Here is a 13,115-nt window from a genome sequence, read left to right on the forward strand (position 1 = left end):
GGGCGACCGACGCCGCCGGCCGATCCTCGTCCCGGCCGCGGCGGGGTCAGGTCGACGCGCGCTCGGCGACCTCGCGATGGCTCAAGCCAGGCCCTCGAACGGACGCACCTCGACCTTGCCCCGGCAGGCCTTCGACCCCTCCGCGGCGAGCGCGAGGGCGCGATCGAGGTCAGGCGCCTCGATGACCCAGAAGCCACCGATGAACTCCTTGGTCTCGAGGTAGGGGCCGTCGGTGAACAGCGGCTGCTCCCCCTGGCCGTCGACGACCGTCGCGGACGAGGCTTCCAGCAGGCCGCCGCCGAAGACCCAGTAGCCCTCGGCGCGAAGCTTCTCGTTGAAGGCGCTGGTGTCCGCGAACGCCTGCTCCATCTCCTCCTTCGAGCCGTAGTTGCCGAACTCGTTGCGCTCGGCCGGGCCGTGCACGCTCAACAGGTAGTGCGTCATGGTGCTTCTCCTCCGTCGCGGGCGACCTCGGTGACCGCCTCTCACCATCACCACGAACGAGACGGCACCGATACGACAGCCTGCCACCGGGTACCGCTCGGCCATGCCCGAACTCTCCCGGCTCGCGGGTGGTGCGCTCGCCACCGCGACCCACGCCCTCGCCGCTGCGCGGTCCACCGCCAAGCCCCTGCACCCCTCGGGCCAGGTCTTCGACGGCTCGCTGGTCCGCCGCGGCAGCGCCGAGCCGACCGGGGTGGGCTGGCTCGACGAGCCGGGCACCGACGACGTCACGGTCCGGCTCTCGCGCGCGGTCGGCCTGCCCGACGCGCTGCCCGACATCCACGGGCTCGCCGTGCGCGTCGACCTGACGAGCGGACCGGCGGACCTGCTCTTCGCCAACACCGGCACCCGCCGCCTGACTCGCTACCTGCTGACCGCCACCCGCGATCCTCGCCGCGCGATGACGACGCTGCTGCCCTACCGCACACCCACCGGGGCGCTGTTGCTGCGCGCGGACGGCACCGGCGCGACGACCTTCGAGCTCTCCTGGGCGCGTCCCACCAGCGGGTGGACCGGCTTCGCGACCCTGCACCTCGGCGAGCGCCAGGGCGACGGCGACGAGCTGTCCTATGACCCGCTGCTGCACCGGGTCCCCGGCCTCGAGCAGTACGACGCCGTCGTCCGGCTGCGGGAGCCGGCGTACCGCCGCGCGCGCCGGACCCGCTGACCGCTCCGGCGGGTCAGGCGCTGCTCCCGGGCTCCAGCCGGGCGCCCTCGGGGAGCGTCACGTCCCGCCCGACCGTCGAGCCGCGCCCGATCAGGACGATCGCGTCGGAGTCGTCCGGGTCGGTGTCCGGCGAACCCACCCCCGCATCCGGGCCGATCTCGCAGTCCTGGTCGACGATCGCCCAGTCGATCCGGGCACCGGCGCGGACGACGCTGTCGCGGAAGACCACGCTGTCGCGCACGAGCGCACCCTCCTCGACCACGGCGCCCGGCCCGATGACGCTGCGGATCACCGTCCCGCTCACGCACGACCCCGGGCTCAGCAGGCTGTCGCTGACCCGGCCGCCGTCCAGGACCCGGGCTGCGGGCCGCTGCTGCTGGTGGCTCAGGATCGGCCAGTCCAGGTCGCCCAGGACACCGAGGTCGTCGGTGAGGACGTCGTGGTGTGCGGCGAGGTACTTCGCCGGCTGACCGAGGTCCTTCCAGTAGCCGGTCATCTGGTGCACGTAGGTCTTCCCGCGCTCGACGAGCCGCGGCACGAGGTGCTCGCCGTAGTCCCCGAGGCCGCTGTCGCCTTCGTCGGCGTCGGCGCCGAGCTCGCGGTGCAGCTCCTCGAGCACGGGCACCAGCACGGCCGGGTCGTACAGGAAGATCTCGGTCGCCACGGTCCCCGTGGCCGGCTTGTCCGGCTTGTACGCGAAGTCCGTGACCCGGCCCTGCCGGTTCGCGACCACCGTGGCGTGGTCGCTCGCCTCCTCGACCGGGATCGTGGTGGTGACGATCGTGCACTCCGCGCCCTTGCGGCGATGGGTCTCCAGCGCCTCGTTGACGTCGAAGCGGTACACATGGTCGGCGCTCAGCACGACCAGCACCTCGGGGGCGTCGTCGACGACCTGGTCGCGGAAGCGGTACAGCTCGTCGGCGTTGCCCTTGGCGAACCCCTCCTCGTCCGTGCTGCCGGTGCCCTGCTGCGGCATCAGCAGGCGCAGGCCGCCCCGGTTGCGGTCGAGGTCCCACGGCCTGCCGTTCGCGACCCCCTCCCCCAGCCCGGCGCCCTGGAACTGCACCGACATCCAGACGTCGGTGATCCCGCTGTTCGCGAGGTTGGAGAGGGGGAAGTCGACCAGCTGGAAGGTCCCGGCGAACGGCAGCGTGGGCTTGGCCCGCTCCCGCGTCAGGACGTCCATCCGGCCACCGGCGCCGCCGGCCTGGACCAGGGCGAGCACGTGGGAGCGGTTCATCACCGCACCCTGCCCGGTCACCAGCGGCGCCACACGTGCGGGGGTGAGGTCATCCCATGCCGAGCAGGACTTCCGGTGCCGACAGGACGGTGACGACGGAGAAGCCGACTGAGCCGGCGCCGCCGTTGCCGGCGTCGGAGCCGCCGCCGTTGCCCCCGGCGCCACCCCCGCCGAAGCCCGGAGTCACCGACGCCCCGGTCCCACCGGACCAGCCGCCGGCACCTCCGTTGACCAGGATGGAGCCGGTGACCGAGGGCGTCGACGGCGCGTAGAGGTGCACGATGCCGCCACCGCCCCCACCGCCACCGCCGGCGACCTGGTTGGCCACCGTCGAGACTCCGCTGGAACCCGAGCCGCCGTTGGCGGCCACGGTGCCGCGGACGTTGATCGCGCCCTTCGCGATGATCCGGACCACGCCGCCGGCGCCGCCGCCGGCGCCGGGGAGGAGCCCGGAGGCCGGGGTGGGCGCACCGTTCTCGCCGTTCGCCATGATCGCGCCGCCCACCGCCACGGTCACCGTGCCGGACGCGGCGAGTGTCAGCGAGCCGCCGCCGGCACCACGGGGATCCGAGGACGAGCCGTCCGGAGAGCCGGTGCCCCGGGCGCCCGACCCGCCGCCCAGCAGCCCCGGACCGACGAGAGCGGCCTGGAAGGACGATCCCAGCCCGACCCCGCCGAAGCCGGCGGTCGCCGCGGCCAGGCCGACGCCGGGCTGGGCCGGCCCGCCCGGCTGCGTCTGCGCACCGGGGAGCACGGTGACGGTTCCGTTGATCGTGATGTCACCGGTGGCACGCAGGACGGTGCCGCTCGGCACCTTCAAGGTGCCGCCGGCCTGGACGAGGATCGAGGTGAACTGCGGGTTGCGGTAGACCGACGCCCCCAGGTCGAGGGTCGCACCCGGAGCGACCGTGAGCGCACCAGCGCTGCCGTCCCCGTACCCGGCCACGGCACCCGACGGACCCTGGGGCCCGGCTGGGCCCTGAGGTCCGGCGGGACCTTGCGGGCCAGTGGTGCCCTGCGGCCCGGTCGCACCCGTGGCACCCGTCGCACCCGTGGCCCCGGTCGCGCCCGTCGCCCCGACGGCGCCGGGGATGCCCTGAGGGCCAGCGGCTCCGGGTCGGGCGACCTGGATCCACCGAGCCGGATCGGTCCCCGGCTCGACGCCGGCGCTGTCGTCGATCGCGACGTAGGCACCGCCGTCGTAGGCGACGACGTCGGACGGCGGGCCGGCGAGGTAGTCGACGTCCTCGTCCCACACGGTGATCGCGGACCAGGGGTTGGGCCCGGCAGCACCGGTCGCACCCGTGGCACCCGTCGCACCCGTGGCACCAGCCGGACCGGCCGGACCGGCCACGCCCGCGGCACCCGTCGCGCCGGTGGGTCCCGCCGGACCCTGCTCACCCGTGGCCCCGGTCGCCCCGGTCGCTCCCGCGGCCCCGCGCGGCCCCTTGGTGTTCCAGGTCAGCGGACGCTCCGCGGCACTGCAGCTGCCGGCCCGGTCGGTCACCAGTCGCAGCGAGCCGTCCGAGGGCCGGTAGCAGGCGTTGATCGTCCGGTCGCCCCCGACGCGCGCGAGCGGCGCGGAGGCCGTGGCGGTGACGGCGATGCCCGCCAACGCGAGCGCCGCGACGGCTGCGCTCGAGAGACGTCGTCCGGTGATCGGGTGTGGCACGTGGGGCTCCTCGTTCTCGGGTCGTGGACCCGGGAACGTCCGAGCCCGGCCCATCCTGGTCGTACCGGACACTCTTCGTCCCGAGAACGCCGGACTTTCCTCGACGCCCCGCTCCGCCCTCTGAATATGCTGGCGCCCCGGGCCAGAGAGGGACTCATGATCAGGACGACGCCGTTCCACCCGCGGCTCAGCGAGCTCAACGACCAGCACCTGTTCACGCACTGGCAGGGCACGCTCTCGCCGCTGCGCTACAGCCACGCCCCCAAGCACGAGTACTTCGCCGTCCGCAACGGCGTCGGCGTCTTCGACACCTCCCCGCTCTACAAGTACGCCGTCACCGGACCGGACGCCGAGAAGCTGCTGTCCGGCGCCCTGGTGCGCGACATCCGGACCTGCCGGCCCGGCCAGGCCCACTACACGGCCTGGTGCGACGACCGCGGCTACGTCATGCACGACGGCGTGGTGTTCCGGCACGCGACCGACGAGTTCCTGCTCACCGCCGGCCGACCGGCGCTGTCGTGGTTCCAGGAGCTCGCGACCGGTCTGCGCGTCGAGCTCGAGGACGTCACCGAGGCGTACGGCATGCTCGCCGTCCAGGGCCCGCGCTCGCGCGCGGCGCTGGCCACGGTGGCGCCGGAGGCCGAGACCCTGGGCTACTTCGACCACGTACCGGCGAAGCTGGCCGGCGCCGCCGTGACCCTGTCCCGCACCGGCTACACCGGCGACCTCGGCTTCGAGATCACCGTGGCCGCCGACGACGCGGTCGACGTGCTCGACGCCGTGCTCGATGCCGGCCGCCCGCACAGCATCCGGCCGTTCGGTGAGGAGGCGCTGATGACGCTGCGCATCGAGGCCGGGCTCCCGCTGGTCGACGTGGAGTGGCACGACGCGCGGCTCACGCTCAGCGACGCGGACTGCGTGACGCCGAAGGAGCTCGGACTCGGCTGGATGCTCCGCGGTGTGCGCGACGGCTCACGCCGCTTCGTGGGATCCGAGGCGATCCGCCGCGAGCTCGTCGACGGCACCTCGCGCTGGGCGACCACCGGCATCGTCGTCGACGCCGACGACTGGGACCGGCTCTACCGGGAGGCGGGGCTGTTCCCGCCCAAGTCTCCGCATCCGCTGCCGTACGAGTCGATGATCCTCGACGAGGGCGGCACCGAAGTCGGCTACTGCACGAGCTTCGTCTACTCCCCCGTGCTCCAGCGCCACATCGGCATCGCCCGGGTGCGGCCCGACCTCGCCGCCGCCGGGACCGAGCTGCGGCTCGAGCTCGCCGTCAACCACCACAACACCACGGTGCGGATCGCCACGACGCCGATGCCGTTCTTCGAGCCCGACAGGAAGAAGTCATGAGTTCCCCCCATTCCAGGCATGAGTACGACGCGATCGTCGTCGGCGGAGGCCACAACGGGCTCACCCACGCGGCGTACCTCGCGAAGGCGGGGCTGCGCACGCTGGTGCTGGAGAAGAACGACCTGGTCGGTGGTGCCGCGATCACCGAGGAGCTGATGCCGGGCTTCAGCTTCACGACCTTCTCGTACGCCCTCAGCCTGCTGCGGCCCGAGATCATCCACGAGCTCGACCTCGTGAAGCACGGCTTCCTGCCGCTGATGATGCCCTCGTCGTTCCACCCGACCGGCGACGGCGACTACCTCCTGTTCGGCGACGACCACGCGCAGAACCTCCAGGAGGTCCGGCGGCACTCGCCGCGCGACGCGGACGCCTACGAGCGCTACCACCGCGACCTCGACCGCGTCTGTCAGGCGATCCGTCCGTTGTTCGACAGCCCGCCGCCGAACCTGTGGGGCACCGACCCCGAGGACGCGGTCGACGTGAAGTGGCTGCTGGACCACCTGGGCGGGATCGACCGCAAGACCATGCACGACACCGTCCGGCTGCTGACCGGCAGCGCCCAGGACTGGCTCGACGACTACTTCGAGCACGAGGCGATCAAGGGCTACCACGCCTCCTCCTCCATCATCGGCTCCAAGGTCGGGCCGATGTCGCCCGGCTCCGGGCTGGTGCTGCTGTTCCACAAGATGGGTGAGCACGACGGCCACCTCGGCTCGTGGGCGTTCCACAAGGGCGGCAACGGCGGCTTCACTCAGGTGCTGGCCCGGGCCGCCCAGGCGTACGGCGCCGAGATCCGCCTGGCCGCACCCGTGACGTCCGTGATCACCACGGACGGCCGCGCGGTCGGCGTCGCGCTCGAGGACGGCACCGAGTTCCGTGCGCCCGTCGTGGTCTCGGCGCTCGACCCCCGGCGCACCTTCCTCGAGCTCGTCGAGCCGCGCGAGCTCCCGCTCGACCTGGTCGACAACGTCCGCCGGATGAAGTTCCGCGGCGTCTCGGCGAAGGTGAACTTCGCCCTCGACGGCCTCCCGGTGTTCCCGGCGCTGAAGGACACCGTCGACCACTACGGCGGCTTCCTCAACATCGGCCCGACGATCGAGTACGTCGAGAAGGCCTTCGACGCCGCGAAGTACGGCTGGTACTCCGAGCAGCCGTTCATCGACGGTGCGATCCAGTCCGTCGTCGACCCCGACATGGCGCCGCCGGGCAAGCACGTCATGTCGTGCTTCGTGCAGTACGCGCCGTACGAGCTGCGCGGCAGCGACTGGGAGACCGAGCGCGAGGCGTTCGGCGACCAGGCGCAGGCCGTGCTCGAGTCGCACTTCCCGGGGTTCGGCGACCTCGTGCTGCACCGCGAGGTCGTGACGCCGGTCGACATCGAGGCGCGCACCGGGCTGACGGAGGGCAACATCTTCGCCGGCGAGTTCCTCGCCCCGCAGATGTACTTCTTCCGCCCCGCGCCGGGATGGAGCCAGTACGCCACACCGATCGACGGCTACTACCAGTGTGGCTCCGGCACCCATCCCGGCGGGTGCGTGATCGGCTCGCCCGGGAAGCTGGCCAGCCAACGGGTGCTGCGCGACCTCGCGCGCTAGCTCGCCTAGGTGCGCCACCGCGAGAAGCGGCGCTCCACGGCGACCAGGCCGTAGTTGACGGTCAGCCCCAGCAGGGTCGTGGTGAGGATCGCGGCGTACATCTGCGGGATCAGGAAGTTCATCTGTGTGTAGTTGATGAGGAATCCCAGTCCCTCCGTGGCGCCGACCAGCTCGGCGGCGATCAGCACGAGGATCGCCGCGGCGCCCGAGATCCGGATGCCGGTGAAGATCGTCGGCACCGCCGCGGGGAACACGACCTTGCGGAACGTCGCCACCGGACTGAGGCCCAGCACCTTCGCCGAGCGCAGCAGCTGCGGGTCGACGGTCGCCACCCCGCTGACCGTGCTGAGCAGGATCGGGAAGAAGCAGGCGTAGGTGACGATCGCGATCTTCGAGGTCTCGCCGATCCCGAGGATCAGCGTGAACGCCGGCAGCAGCGCGAGGGCCGCCGTGTTGCGGAACATCTCGAGCGGCGGGGTGAGGATCTCCCGGATCGGCCGGTACCACGCGATCGCGGCGCCGAGCGGGATCGCGACCACGGTCGCCAGGCCGAAGCCCACCACCGAGCGGCTCAGGCTGGCCTTGACGTGTACCCAGAGCTCGCCACCGCTCGCCAGGTCCCACCACGCCTGGAGCACGGTGTGCAGCGGCGGCAGGAAGTAGGGGTCGACGACACCGAGGCGCGGGAAGAACTCCCACACCAGGGCGAGGATCGCGATGCCGAGCAGGCCACGACCCACCCGCCCGGCCTTCGTCGCGTACGTCGACACGCCGATCGCGCGCGCCGCCTGACGTTGGCGCGGGTTGAGCTCGGCCTCGGTGCGCTCGTCGAGCAGGGTGCTAGGCAACCGAAGCCACCCCCTCACGACGCCCGACCGACCCGGCGGACCGCTCGCGCAGCAGGTTCCAGATCCGGTGGCGGTACCCGGCGAACGCCTGCGTGCCTCGGATGTCTCCCCGAATGTCTCCCCGAATGTCATGGTCTCCAGCACCCGACCGGTCGAGCCGGATGTCGACGACCTCGCGGATCCGGCCCGGCCGCGCGCTCATCACCGCGACCCGCTGACCGAGGAACACGGCCTCGTCGATGTCGTGGGTGATGAACAGGACCGTCGTCCCGGTCCGCTCCCAGATCCCCAGCAGCTCCTCCTGGAGCAGCTCGCGGGTCTGCGCGTCGAGCGCACCGAACGGCTCGTCCATGAGCAGCACCTCCGGCTGGACCGACAGGCTCCGGGCGATCGCGACCCGCTGCTTCATGCCGCCGGACAGCTCGCCCGGCAGCCGGTTGGCGAAGTCGGCGAGCCCGACCAGGCGCAGGTACTCCTCCGCCTGGCTGGCGCGCTCGGCCTTGTTCAGCCCACCCTTCGCCTCGAGCGCGAGCTCGATGTTGCCCTGGGCGGTCCGCCACGGGAGCAGGGTGTACTGCTGGAACACCACGCTGCGGTCCAGGCCGGGACCGGTGATCGGCCGGCCCCCGATGCTGACGGTGCCGGACGTCGGCTCCGCGAGACCGGCGACCAGGTCCAGGATCGTGGACTTGCCGCAGCCCGACGGGCCCACCAGGGTCACGAACTCACCCGCGCCGATGGTCAGGTCGACGTCCTCCAGCGCGACGAAGTCGTGGATCCGCTTGTCGGTGTCGCTGCGGACCGGGAAGGTCCGCCCGACGCGCTCGAGCTCGATCAGGGCGCTCATCAGGAGCCTCCGTTCGCGAGGCCGTTGTACTCGTTGGTGTAGACGTCGCTCGCCGAGATCTGCGACGGGTCGACGTCACCGCGACCGGCCAGCCAGTCGAGCCACAGCGAGATGTCCTCGTCGGAGATCTCGGCGGTGTCCTTGGTGGCGACACCGGTGCTGCCGGCCCAGTTCTGCTCGACCGCCTCGACGTAACCCTCGTACCCGTTCTCCTCCAGCCAGGGGAGGTAGACCTCCAGCACCTCGTCACGACTGTGCGACTCGATGTACGCGACCGCCTTGGCGATCCCGGTGACGAGCTTCTCGGACGTGTCCGGGTTGCGCTCCAAGAACTCCTCGGTCATCACCATGCCGCCGCCGTTGTACGGGCCGACCACGTCGGTGTCCTTGACGAGGGTCTGCAGCTTCACGCCGGTCGACTCGGTCGCCTGGATCTGGCCGCTGCCGATCGACGCGGCGTCGACCTGGCCCTGCTGCAGCGCCTGGATCGTGTTGAGCGGCGGGAGCGGCACGAGCGTGACCTGCTTGATCTCGTCCTCGCTGAGGCCGCTCTCCTCGAGCCAGGTGTCGAGGATCGCCTCGGCGTTCGCGCCGAGGGTGTTGACCGCGACCTTCTTGCCGACGAGGTCCTCCGCGTCCTTGATCGGCGAGCCGTCCAGCGTGACGATCGCGGAGCTGATCTTGTCGTTCGAGCCGTACGACGACACGACCGCCTTGATCGGAGCGCCGCTCGCGACGACCTGGGCGATCGCGCCGAAGAACGCCGACGAGCTGATGTCGATCTGGCGGCTGGTCAGCGCCTGGACGCTCTGCGGACCGCCGGTGACGTCGCCTACCTTCTCGAGCTCGAGGCCGTCGAGGTAGCCCAGCGCGGCCGCGAGCTGCAGCACGTCGACGGACCCGGCGTACGACTGGTAGCGGATCGTGGTCGTCTCACCGCCGCTCCCGCCCTCGCCCGCGGCGGAGCTGCAGGCGACCAGAGAGCTGGCGGCGATGATCGTGACGAGACCGGCGGCGAGACGCCTGAGTCGGTGGTTGTGCATGGGGGCTCCTGGTTCGGGGTCGGTCAGGCGTTGGCGGCGGCGGGAAGCGGCGTCGCGTACTGGCTCTCGGGGCGGGGCAGGCCGTAGTGCTCACGGAGGGTCGTGCCGTCGTACTCGGTCCGGAACAGGCCGCGGTCCTGGAGGATCGGCACGACCTTCGACGTGAAGTCGTCGAGCAGCTGCGGGTAGAGCGGCGGCATCACGTTGAAGCCGTCCGCCGCACCCTGCTCGAACCACTCCTGGATGGTGTCCGCGACCTGCACCGGGGTGCCGTGCACGACGTTGTGACCGCGGCCGCCGGCGAGCCGGTGCAGCAGCTGGCGGACCGTCGGGTTCTCGCGCTCGACGATGTTGGCGACGACCTGCTTGCGGCTGCGCTCGTTGTCGAGGACGTTCCCGGCGCCGCCGAAGAGCTCCGCCGGCACCGGCTCGTCGAGGTCGAGGTGGCGCAGCGAGACGCCGGCGAACCCCTCGAGCTGCTTGAGGCCGTACTCGGGAACGGTGAGCTCGTTGAAGTAGCGAAACTTCTCCTCGGCCTCGGCCGGGGTGTCGCCGATGAACGGGCTGATGCCCGGGAGCACCAGCACCTCGCGGGGGTTGCGGCCGAAGCTCAGCGCCTGCGCCTTGATGTCGGCGTAGAACGCCTGGGCGTCGCCGAGGGTCTGGTGCGCGGTGAAGATCGCCTCGGCGTTGCGGGCGGCGAACGCCCGGCCGTGGTTGGAGGAGCCGGCCTGGATGTGCACCGGACGACCCTGCGGCGGGCGCGGTGCGCTGAACGGGCCGCGCACGTTGAGATACGTGCCCCGGTGGTCGATCCGGTGGACCTTGCCCTCGAGCGTGTGCACGCCCGACTCCCGGTCCGCGAGCACGGCGTCGTCCTCCCAGCTGTCCCACAGCTTGTCGACGACGTCGACGAACTCCTGGGCGCGCTCGTAGCGCTCCTCGTTGCTCGGGACCCCGTCGAGACCGAAGTTGTGGGCGGCCTCCTCGCTGAACGTCGTCACGATGTTCCAGCCGGCGCGGCCTCCGGAGATCTGGTCGAGCGAGGCGAAGAGCCGGGCCAGGTTGTAGGGCTCGTAGAACGTCGTCGACGCGGTGGCGATCAGGCCGATCCGCTCGGTGGCCGCGGCCAGCGCGGTCAGCAGCGTGATCGGCTCGAACTGGTTCGCCGGGCGGTGGCCGGTGCCCCACCAGGCGGGGCCGTCGGCCAGGAACACCGCGTCCAGCTTGGCCTCCTCGGCCTTGCGAGCCAGGCCCTGCCACCAGGTGACGTCGCCGATCCGCTCCACGGAGGAGTCGGGGTGACGCCAGGACGCCTCGTGGTGACCGGTGTCGTGCAGGAAGGCATTGAGGCGGAGCTGTCGACTCATCGTGGTGTTCCTCTCGTGGCTTTTCTAGATTTAGTCGAGTAACTTACTACTGTTTAATCGAGGCGCAAGGAAACGTCTCGGGAAACCCCACGAGAGGTAGGCCACATGAAGGACATCAGGACGGCGGTCGTCGTCGGCAACCCCAAGCCGGAGAGCCGCACCCTGGCCGCCACGATCCATTTGACCCGCGAGCTGACGGGCGCGGATCCGGGCCTGGTGGTGGACCTCGCGACGGTCGGCCCCGCCCTGCTCGACTGGTCCTCCCCCGAGGTGGCCGGCCTGGTCGCCGGTGTCGGCGATGCCGACCTCGTGGTGGTCGGCTCGCCGACGTACAAGGGCGCCTACACCGGGCTGCTCAAGCTCTTCCTGGACCGGTTCGCCGCCCGCACCGGGCTCAGCGGGATCGCCGTCCCCCTGATGCTGGGTGGCAGCCCGGCACACGCGCTCGCTCCCGAGCTCACCCTCCGCCCGCTGCTCACCGAGATCGGCGGCACCGTGCCGGGTCGCGGGCTGTTCGTCCTCGACAGCCGCTACGACGACCCGTCGGCGTACGACGACTGGCTGCACGACACCGCGCCCGCTGTCCGCGCGCTGCTCGAGGCGACCCAGGGGGCGCTCGCATGACGACGGCGCCGGACGGCCTGAAGACCAACCAGGACCTCGACCCGCGCCGGCTCCGCGACGCGTTCGGGATCTTCCCCTCGGGCGTCGTGGCGGTGGCCGCGAACGTCGACGGCCGCCTCGTCGGGCTCGCCGCGTCGTCGTTCACCTCGGTCAGCCTGGATCCGCCCCTGGTCTCGATCTCGGTGGCCAAGACCTCGAAGACCTGGCCCGACCTGCGCCGCAGCGCCCACCTCGGGGTGACGATCCTCGCCGAGCACCACGACGAGGTGTGCCGCCAGCTCGCCGGTCCGGTCGACGAGCGCTTCGACGGGATCGGGCTGAGCAGCTCCGACGACGGCGCGGTCACCCTCGACGAGGGACTGGCCCGCTTCGACTGCACGATCTACCGCGAGGTCGAGGCGGGTGACCACCTCATCGTGCTGCTCCAGCTCCACGCCGTGCAGCACTCGGCCGGGCAGCCGCTGGTCTTCCACCGCAGCGCGTTCGGCCGGCTGGCCGGCTAACCGGCCGGCGAGGGAGAGAACCGCTCCTGGGTCTCGGCGTAGCTCAGCGCACCGTCCAGGAACTCGAGGGTGCCGGTCGCGAGGAGCTCCCGACCGGCGCGTTCCACCAGGCTCAGCGCGGCGCGGGCGATGCTGCCACCGACGCTGACTCGCCGCACCCCGAGCGAGAACAGGGTGGGCGCGTCGGTCGTGCTCGCCAGGCCGGCGACCACGTTGAGCGGCGCGGGGATCGCGGTGACGAGCCGTCTGATCGTGTCGTCGTCGGCGACGCCGGGCACGAACACGCAGTCCGCCCCGGCCTGGGCGTACCGGACTGCCCGCTCGACGGTCTCGTCGAACGGGTCGCCGGCCGACCCCGCGAGGTAGGTGTCGGTGCGGGCGTTGAGCACGAAGGCGCCGCGCGGCGCAGCGGCCCGCGCGCCGGCCACCCGCTCGACGGACTCGTCGAGCCCGAACAGCACACCGCCCGCGGCGTCCTCGAGGTTGCCGCCGACGGCGCCGGCCTCGAGGGCCCGGGTGACCGTGGCGTGGACGTCGTCGTAGCCGGACTCGAGGTCCGCCGTGACCGGGACCCGCACGGCGGCGACGATCCTGGCGACCTCGTCGAGCATCACGTCGCGGGCCATGGCTCCGCCGTCCGGGACTCCGCGGGCCCAGGCGATGCCGGCGCTCGTCGTGGCGACGGCCGGGAAGCCCACGCGCTCGAGGATCCGGGCGGAGCCGGCGTCCCAGGCGTTCGGGAGCACGAAGCCCGGGGCGTCGTGCAGGGCGAGCAGCGCCGCTGCTCCCCCAGCCGGGCGGGCCACGCTCTCGGTGTCCATGCCTCGATCGAAGCACGGCCCACCG

At 71.9% G+C, this 13,115-nt stretch carries 13 protein-coding genes; 5 read left to right on the plus strand and 8 right to left on the minus strand.

What is annotated here, in order from left to right; translation table 11 throughout:
- Positions 1-81: 81 nt before the first annotated feature.
- Positions 82-444 (minus strand): YciI family protein, encoded by a 363-nt coding sequence (locus ABD875_RS09760; RefSeq protein WP_345173927.1) that lies wholly within the window; start codon positions 442-444, stop codon positions 82-84.
- A 103-nt stretch (positions 445-547) separates the two neighbouring features.
- On the opposite strand from ABD875_RS09760, the gene ABD875_RS09765 reads away from it, so the two are divergent.
- Entirely contained in the window at positions 548-1,171 is a 624-nt protein-coding gene (locus ABD875_RS09765) for a hypothetical protein (RefSeq protein WP_345173930.1), read from the plus strand.
- 13 nt (positions 1,172-1,184) lie between these two features.
- Here ABD875_RS09765 and ABD875_RS09770 read toward each other — a convergent pair whose 3' ends face one another.
- Together ABD875_RS09770 and ABD875_RS09775 are read right to left on the minus strand one after the other, a co-directional pair.
- The gene (locus ABD875_RS09770) at positions 1,185-2,411 is read right to left on the minus strand and encodes a glucose-1-phosphate adenylyltransferase family protein (protein ID WP_345173933.1); all 1,227 of its coding nucleotides are present in this window, start codon (positions 2,409-2,411) and stop codon (positions 1,185-1,187) included.
- 49 nt (positions 2,412-2,460) lie between these two features.
- Positions 2,461-4,083 carry a hypothetical protein gene (locus ABD875_RS09775; RefSeq protein ID WP_345173937.1) on the minus strand — a complete coding sequence of 541 codons (1,623 nt, stop codon included), beginning with the start codon at positions 4,081-4,083 and terminating at the stop codon, positions 2,461-2,463.
- A 156-nt stretch (positions 4,084-4,239) separates the two neighbouring features.
- Between ABD875_RS09775 and ABD875_RS09780 the strand changes: the two genes are divergently transcribed.
- Together ABD875_RS09780 and ABD875_RS09785 are read left to right on the plus strand one after the other, a co-directional pair.
- On the plus strand, positions 4,240-5,439 hold the full coding sequence (locus ABD875_RS09780) for an aminomethyl transferase family protein (RefSeq protein WP_345173940.1): 1,200 nt from the start codon (positions 4,240-4,242) through the stop codon (positions 5,437-5,439).
- Entirely contained in the window at positions 5,436-7,034 is a 1,599-nt protein-coding gene (locus ABD875_RS09785) for a phytoene desaturase family protein (protein ID WP_345173944.1), read from the plus strand. The genes ABD875_RS09780 and ABD875_RS09785 overlap by 4 nt, the downstream gene beginning before the upstream one ends.
- Positions 7,035-7,039: 5 nt before the next feature.
- Here ABD875_RS09785 and ABD875_RS09790 read toward each other — a convergent pair whose 3' ends face one another.
- Genes ABD875_RS09790 through ABD875_RS09805 form a run of 4 tightly spaced genes read right to left on the minus strand, consistent with a single transcriptional unit; the run spans position 7,040 to position 11,142 of the window.
- Positions 7,040-7,882 carry an ABC transporter permease gene (locus tag ABD875_RS09790; RefSeq protein WP_345173947.1) on the minus strand — a complete coding sequence of 281 codons (843 nt, stop codon included), beginning with the start codon at positions 7,880-7,882 and terminating at the stop codon, positions 7,040-7,042.
- Positions 7,875-8,729 (minus strand): ABC transporter ATP-binding protein, encoded by an 855-nt coding sequence (locus tag ABD875_RS09795; protein ID WP_345173951.1) that lies wholly within the window; start codon positions 8,727-8,729, stop codon positions 7,875-7,877. Before ABD875_RS09795 ends, ABD875_RS09790 begins: the two co-directional genes overlap by 8 nt.
- Entirely contained in the window at positions 8,729-9,772 is a 1,044-nt protein-coding gene (locus ABD875_RS09800; RefSeq protein ID WP_345173955.1) for an ABC transporter substrate-binding protein, read from the minus strand. The genes ABD875_RS09795 and ABD875_RS09800 overlap by 1 nt, the downstream gene beginning before the upstream one ends.
- Positions 9,773-9,795: 23 nt before the next feature.
- Positions 9,796-11,142: an LLM class flavin-dependent oxidoreductase gene (locus tag ABD875_RS09805; protein ID WP_345173959.1), complete on the minus strand. Its 1,347-nt coding sequence runs from the start codon at positions 11,140-11,142 to the stop codon at positions 9,796-9,798.
- 105 nt (positions 11,143-11,247) lie between these two features.
- Between ABD875_RS09805 and ABD875_RS09810 the strand changes: the two genes are divergently transcribed.
- Entirely contained in the window at positions 11,248-11,766 is a 519-nt protein-coding gene (locus tag ABD875_RS09810) for an NADPH-dependent FMN reductase (RefSeq protein ID WP_345173961.1), read from the plus strand.
- Positions 11,763-12,269, plus strand: a complete 507-nt coding sequence (locus ABD875_RS09815) for a flavin reductase family protein (RefSeq protein ID WP_345173966.1) — start codon at positions 11,763-11,765, stop codon at positions 12,267-12,269. The genes ABD875_RS09810 and ABD875_RS09815 overlap by 4 nt, the downstream gene beginning before the upstream one ends.
- Here the strand turns inward: ABD875_RS09815 and ABD875_RS09820 are convergent.
- The gene (locus ABD875_RS09820; protein WP_345173970.1) at positions 12,266-13,090 is read right to left on the minus strand and encodes an isocitrate lyase/PEP mutase family protein; all 825 of its coding nucleotides are present in this window, start codon (positions 13,088-13,090) and stop codon (positions 12,266-12,268) included. The two genes, ABD875_RS09815 and ABD875_RS09820, sit on opposite strands and share 4 nt — an antisense overlap.
- Between the last annotated feature and the right edge of the window lie 25 nt (positions 13,091-13,115).

Origin of the sequence: Nocardioides caricicola, from assembly GCF_039541135.1 — a bacterium.
Taxonomy (GTDB): domain Bacteria; phylum Actinomycetota; class Actinomycetes; order Propionibacteriales; family Nocardioidaceae; genus Nocardioides; species Nocardioides caricicola.

Excerpts from the sequence above, each read along its gene's own strand:
- ABD875_RS09800 (WP_345173955.1), bottom strand. The coding sequence starts at position 9,772 with ATGCACAACCACCGACTCAGGCGTCTCGCCGCCGGTCTCGTCACGATC.
- ABD875_RS09810 (WP_345173961.1), top strand. The coding sequence starts at position 11,248 with ATGAAGGACATCAGGACGGCGGTCGTCGTCGGCAACCCCAAGCCGGAG.
- ABD875_RS09815 (WP_345173966.1), top strand. The coding sequence starts at position 11,763 with ATGACGACGGCGCCGGACGGCCTGAAGACCAACCAGGACCTCGACCCG.
- ABD875_RS09780 (WP_345173940.1), top strand. The coding sequence starts at position 4,240 with ATGATCAGGACGACGCCGTTCCACCCGCGGCTCAGCGAGCTCAACGAC.
- ABD875_RS09820 (WP_345173970.1), bottom strand. The coding sequence starts at position 13,090 with ATGGACACCGAGAGCGTGGCCCGCCCGGCTGGGGGAGCAGCGGCGCTG.
- ABD875_RS09770 (WP_345173933.1), bottom strand. The coding sequence starts at position 2,411 with ATGAACCGCTCCCACGTGCTCGCCCTGGTCCAGGCCGGCGGCGCCGGT.
- ABD875_RS09765 (WP_345173930.1), top strand. The coding sequence starts at position 548 with ATGCCCGAACTCTCCCGGCTCGCGGGTGGTGCGCTCGCCACCGCGACC.
- ABD875_RS09785 (WP_345173944.1), top strand. The coding sequence starts at position 5,436 with ATGAGTTCCCCCCATTCCAGGCATGAGTACGACGCGATCGTCGTCGGC.
- ABD875_RS09805 (WP_345173959.1), bottom strand. The coding sequence starts at position 11,142 with ATGAGTCGACAGCTCCGCCTCAATGCCTTCCTGCACGACACCGGTCAC.
- ABD875_RS09760 (WP_345173927.1), bottom strand. The coding sequence starts at position 444 with ATGACGCACTACCTGTTGAGCGTGCACGGCCCGGCCGAGCGCAACGAG.
- ABD875_RS09795 (WP_345173951.1), bottom strand. The coding sequence starts at position 8,729 with ATGAGCGCCCTGATCGAGCTCGAGCGCGTCGGGCGGACCTTCCCGGTC.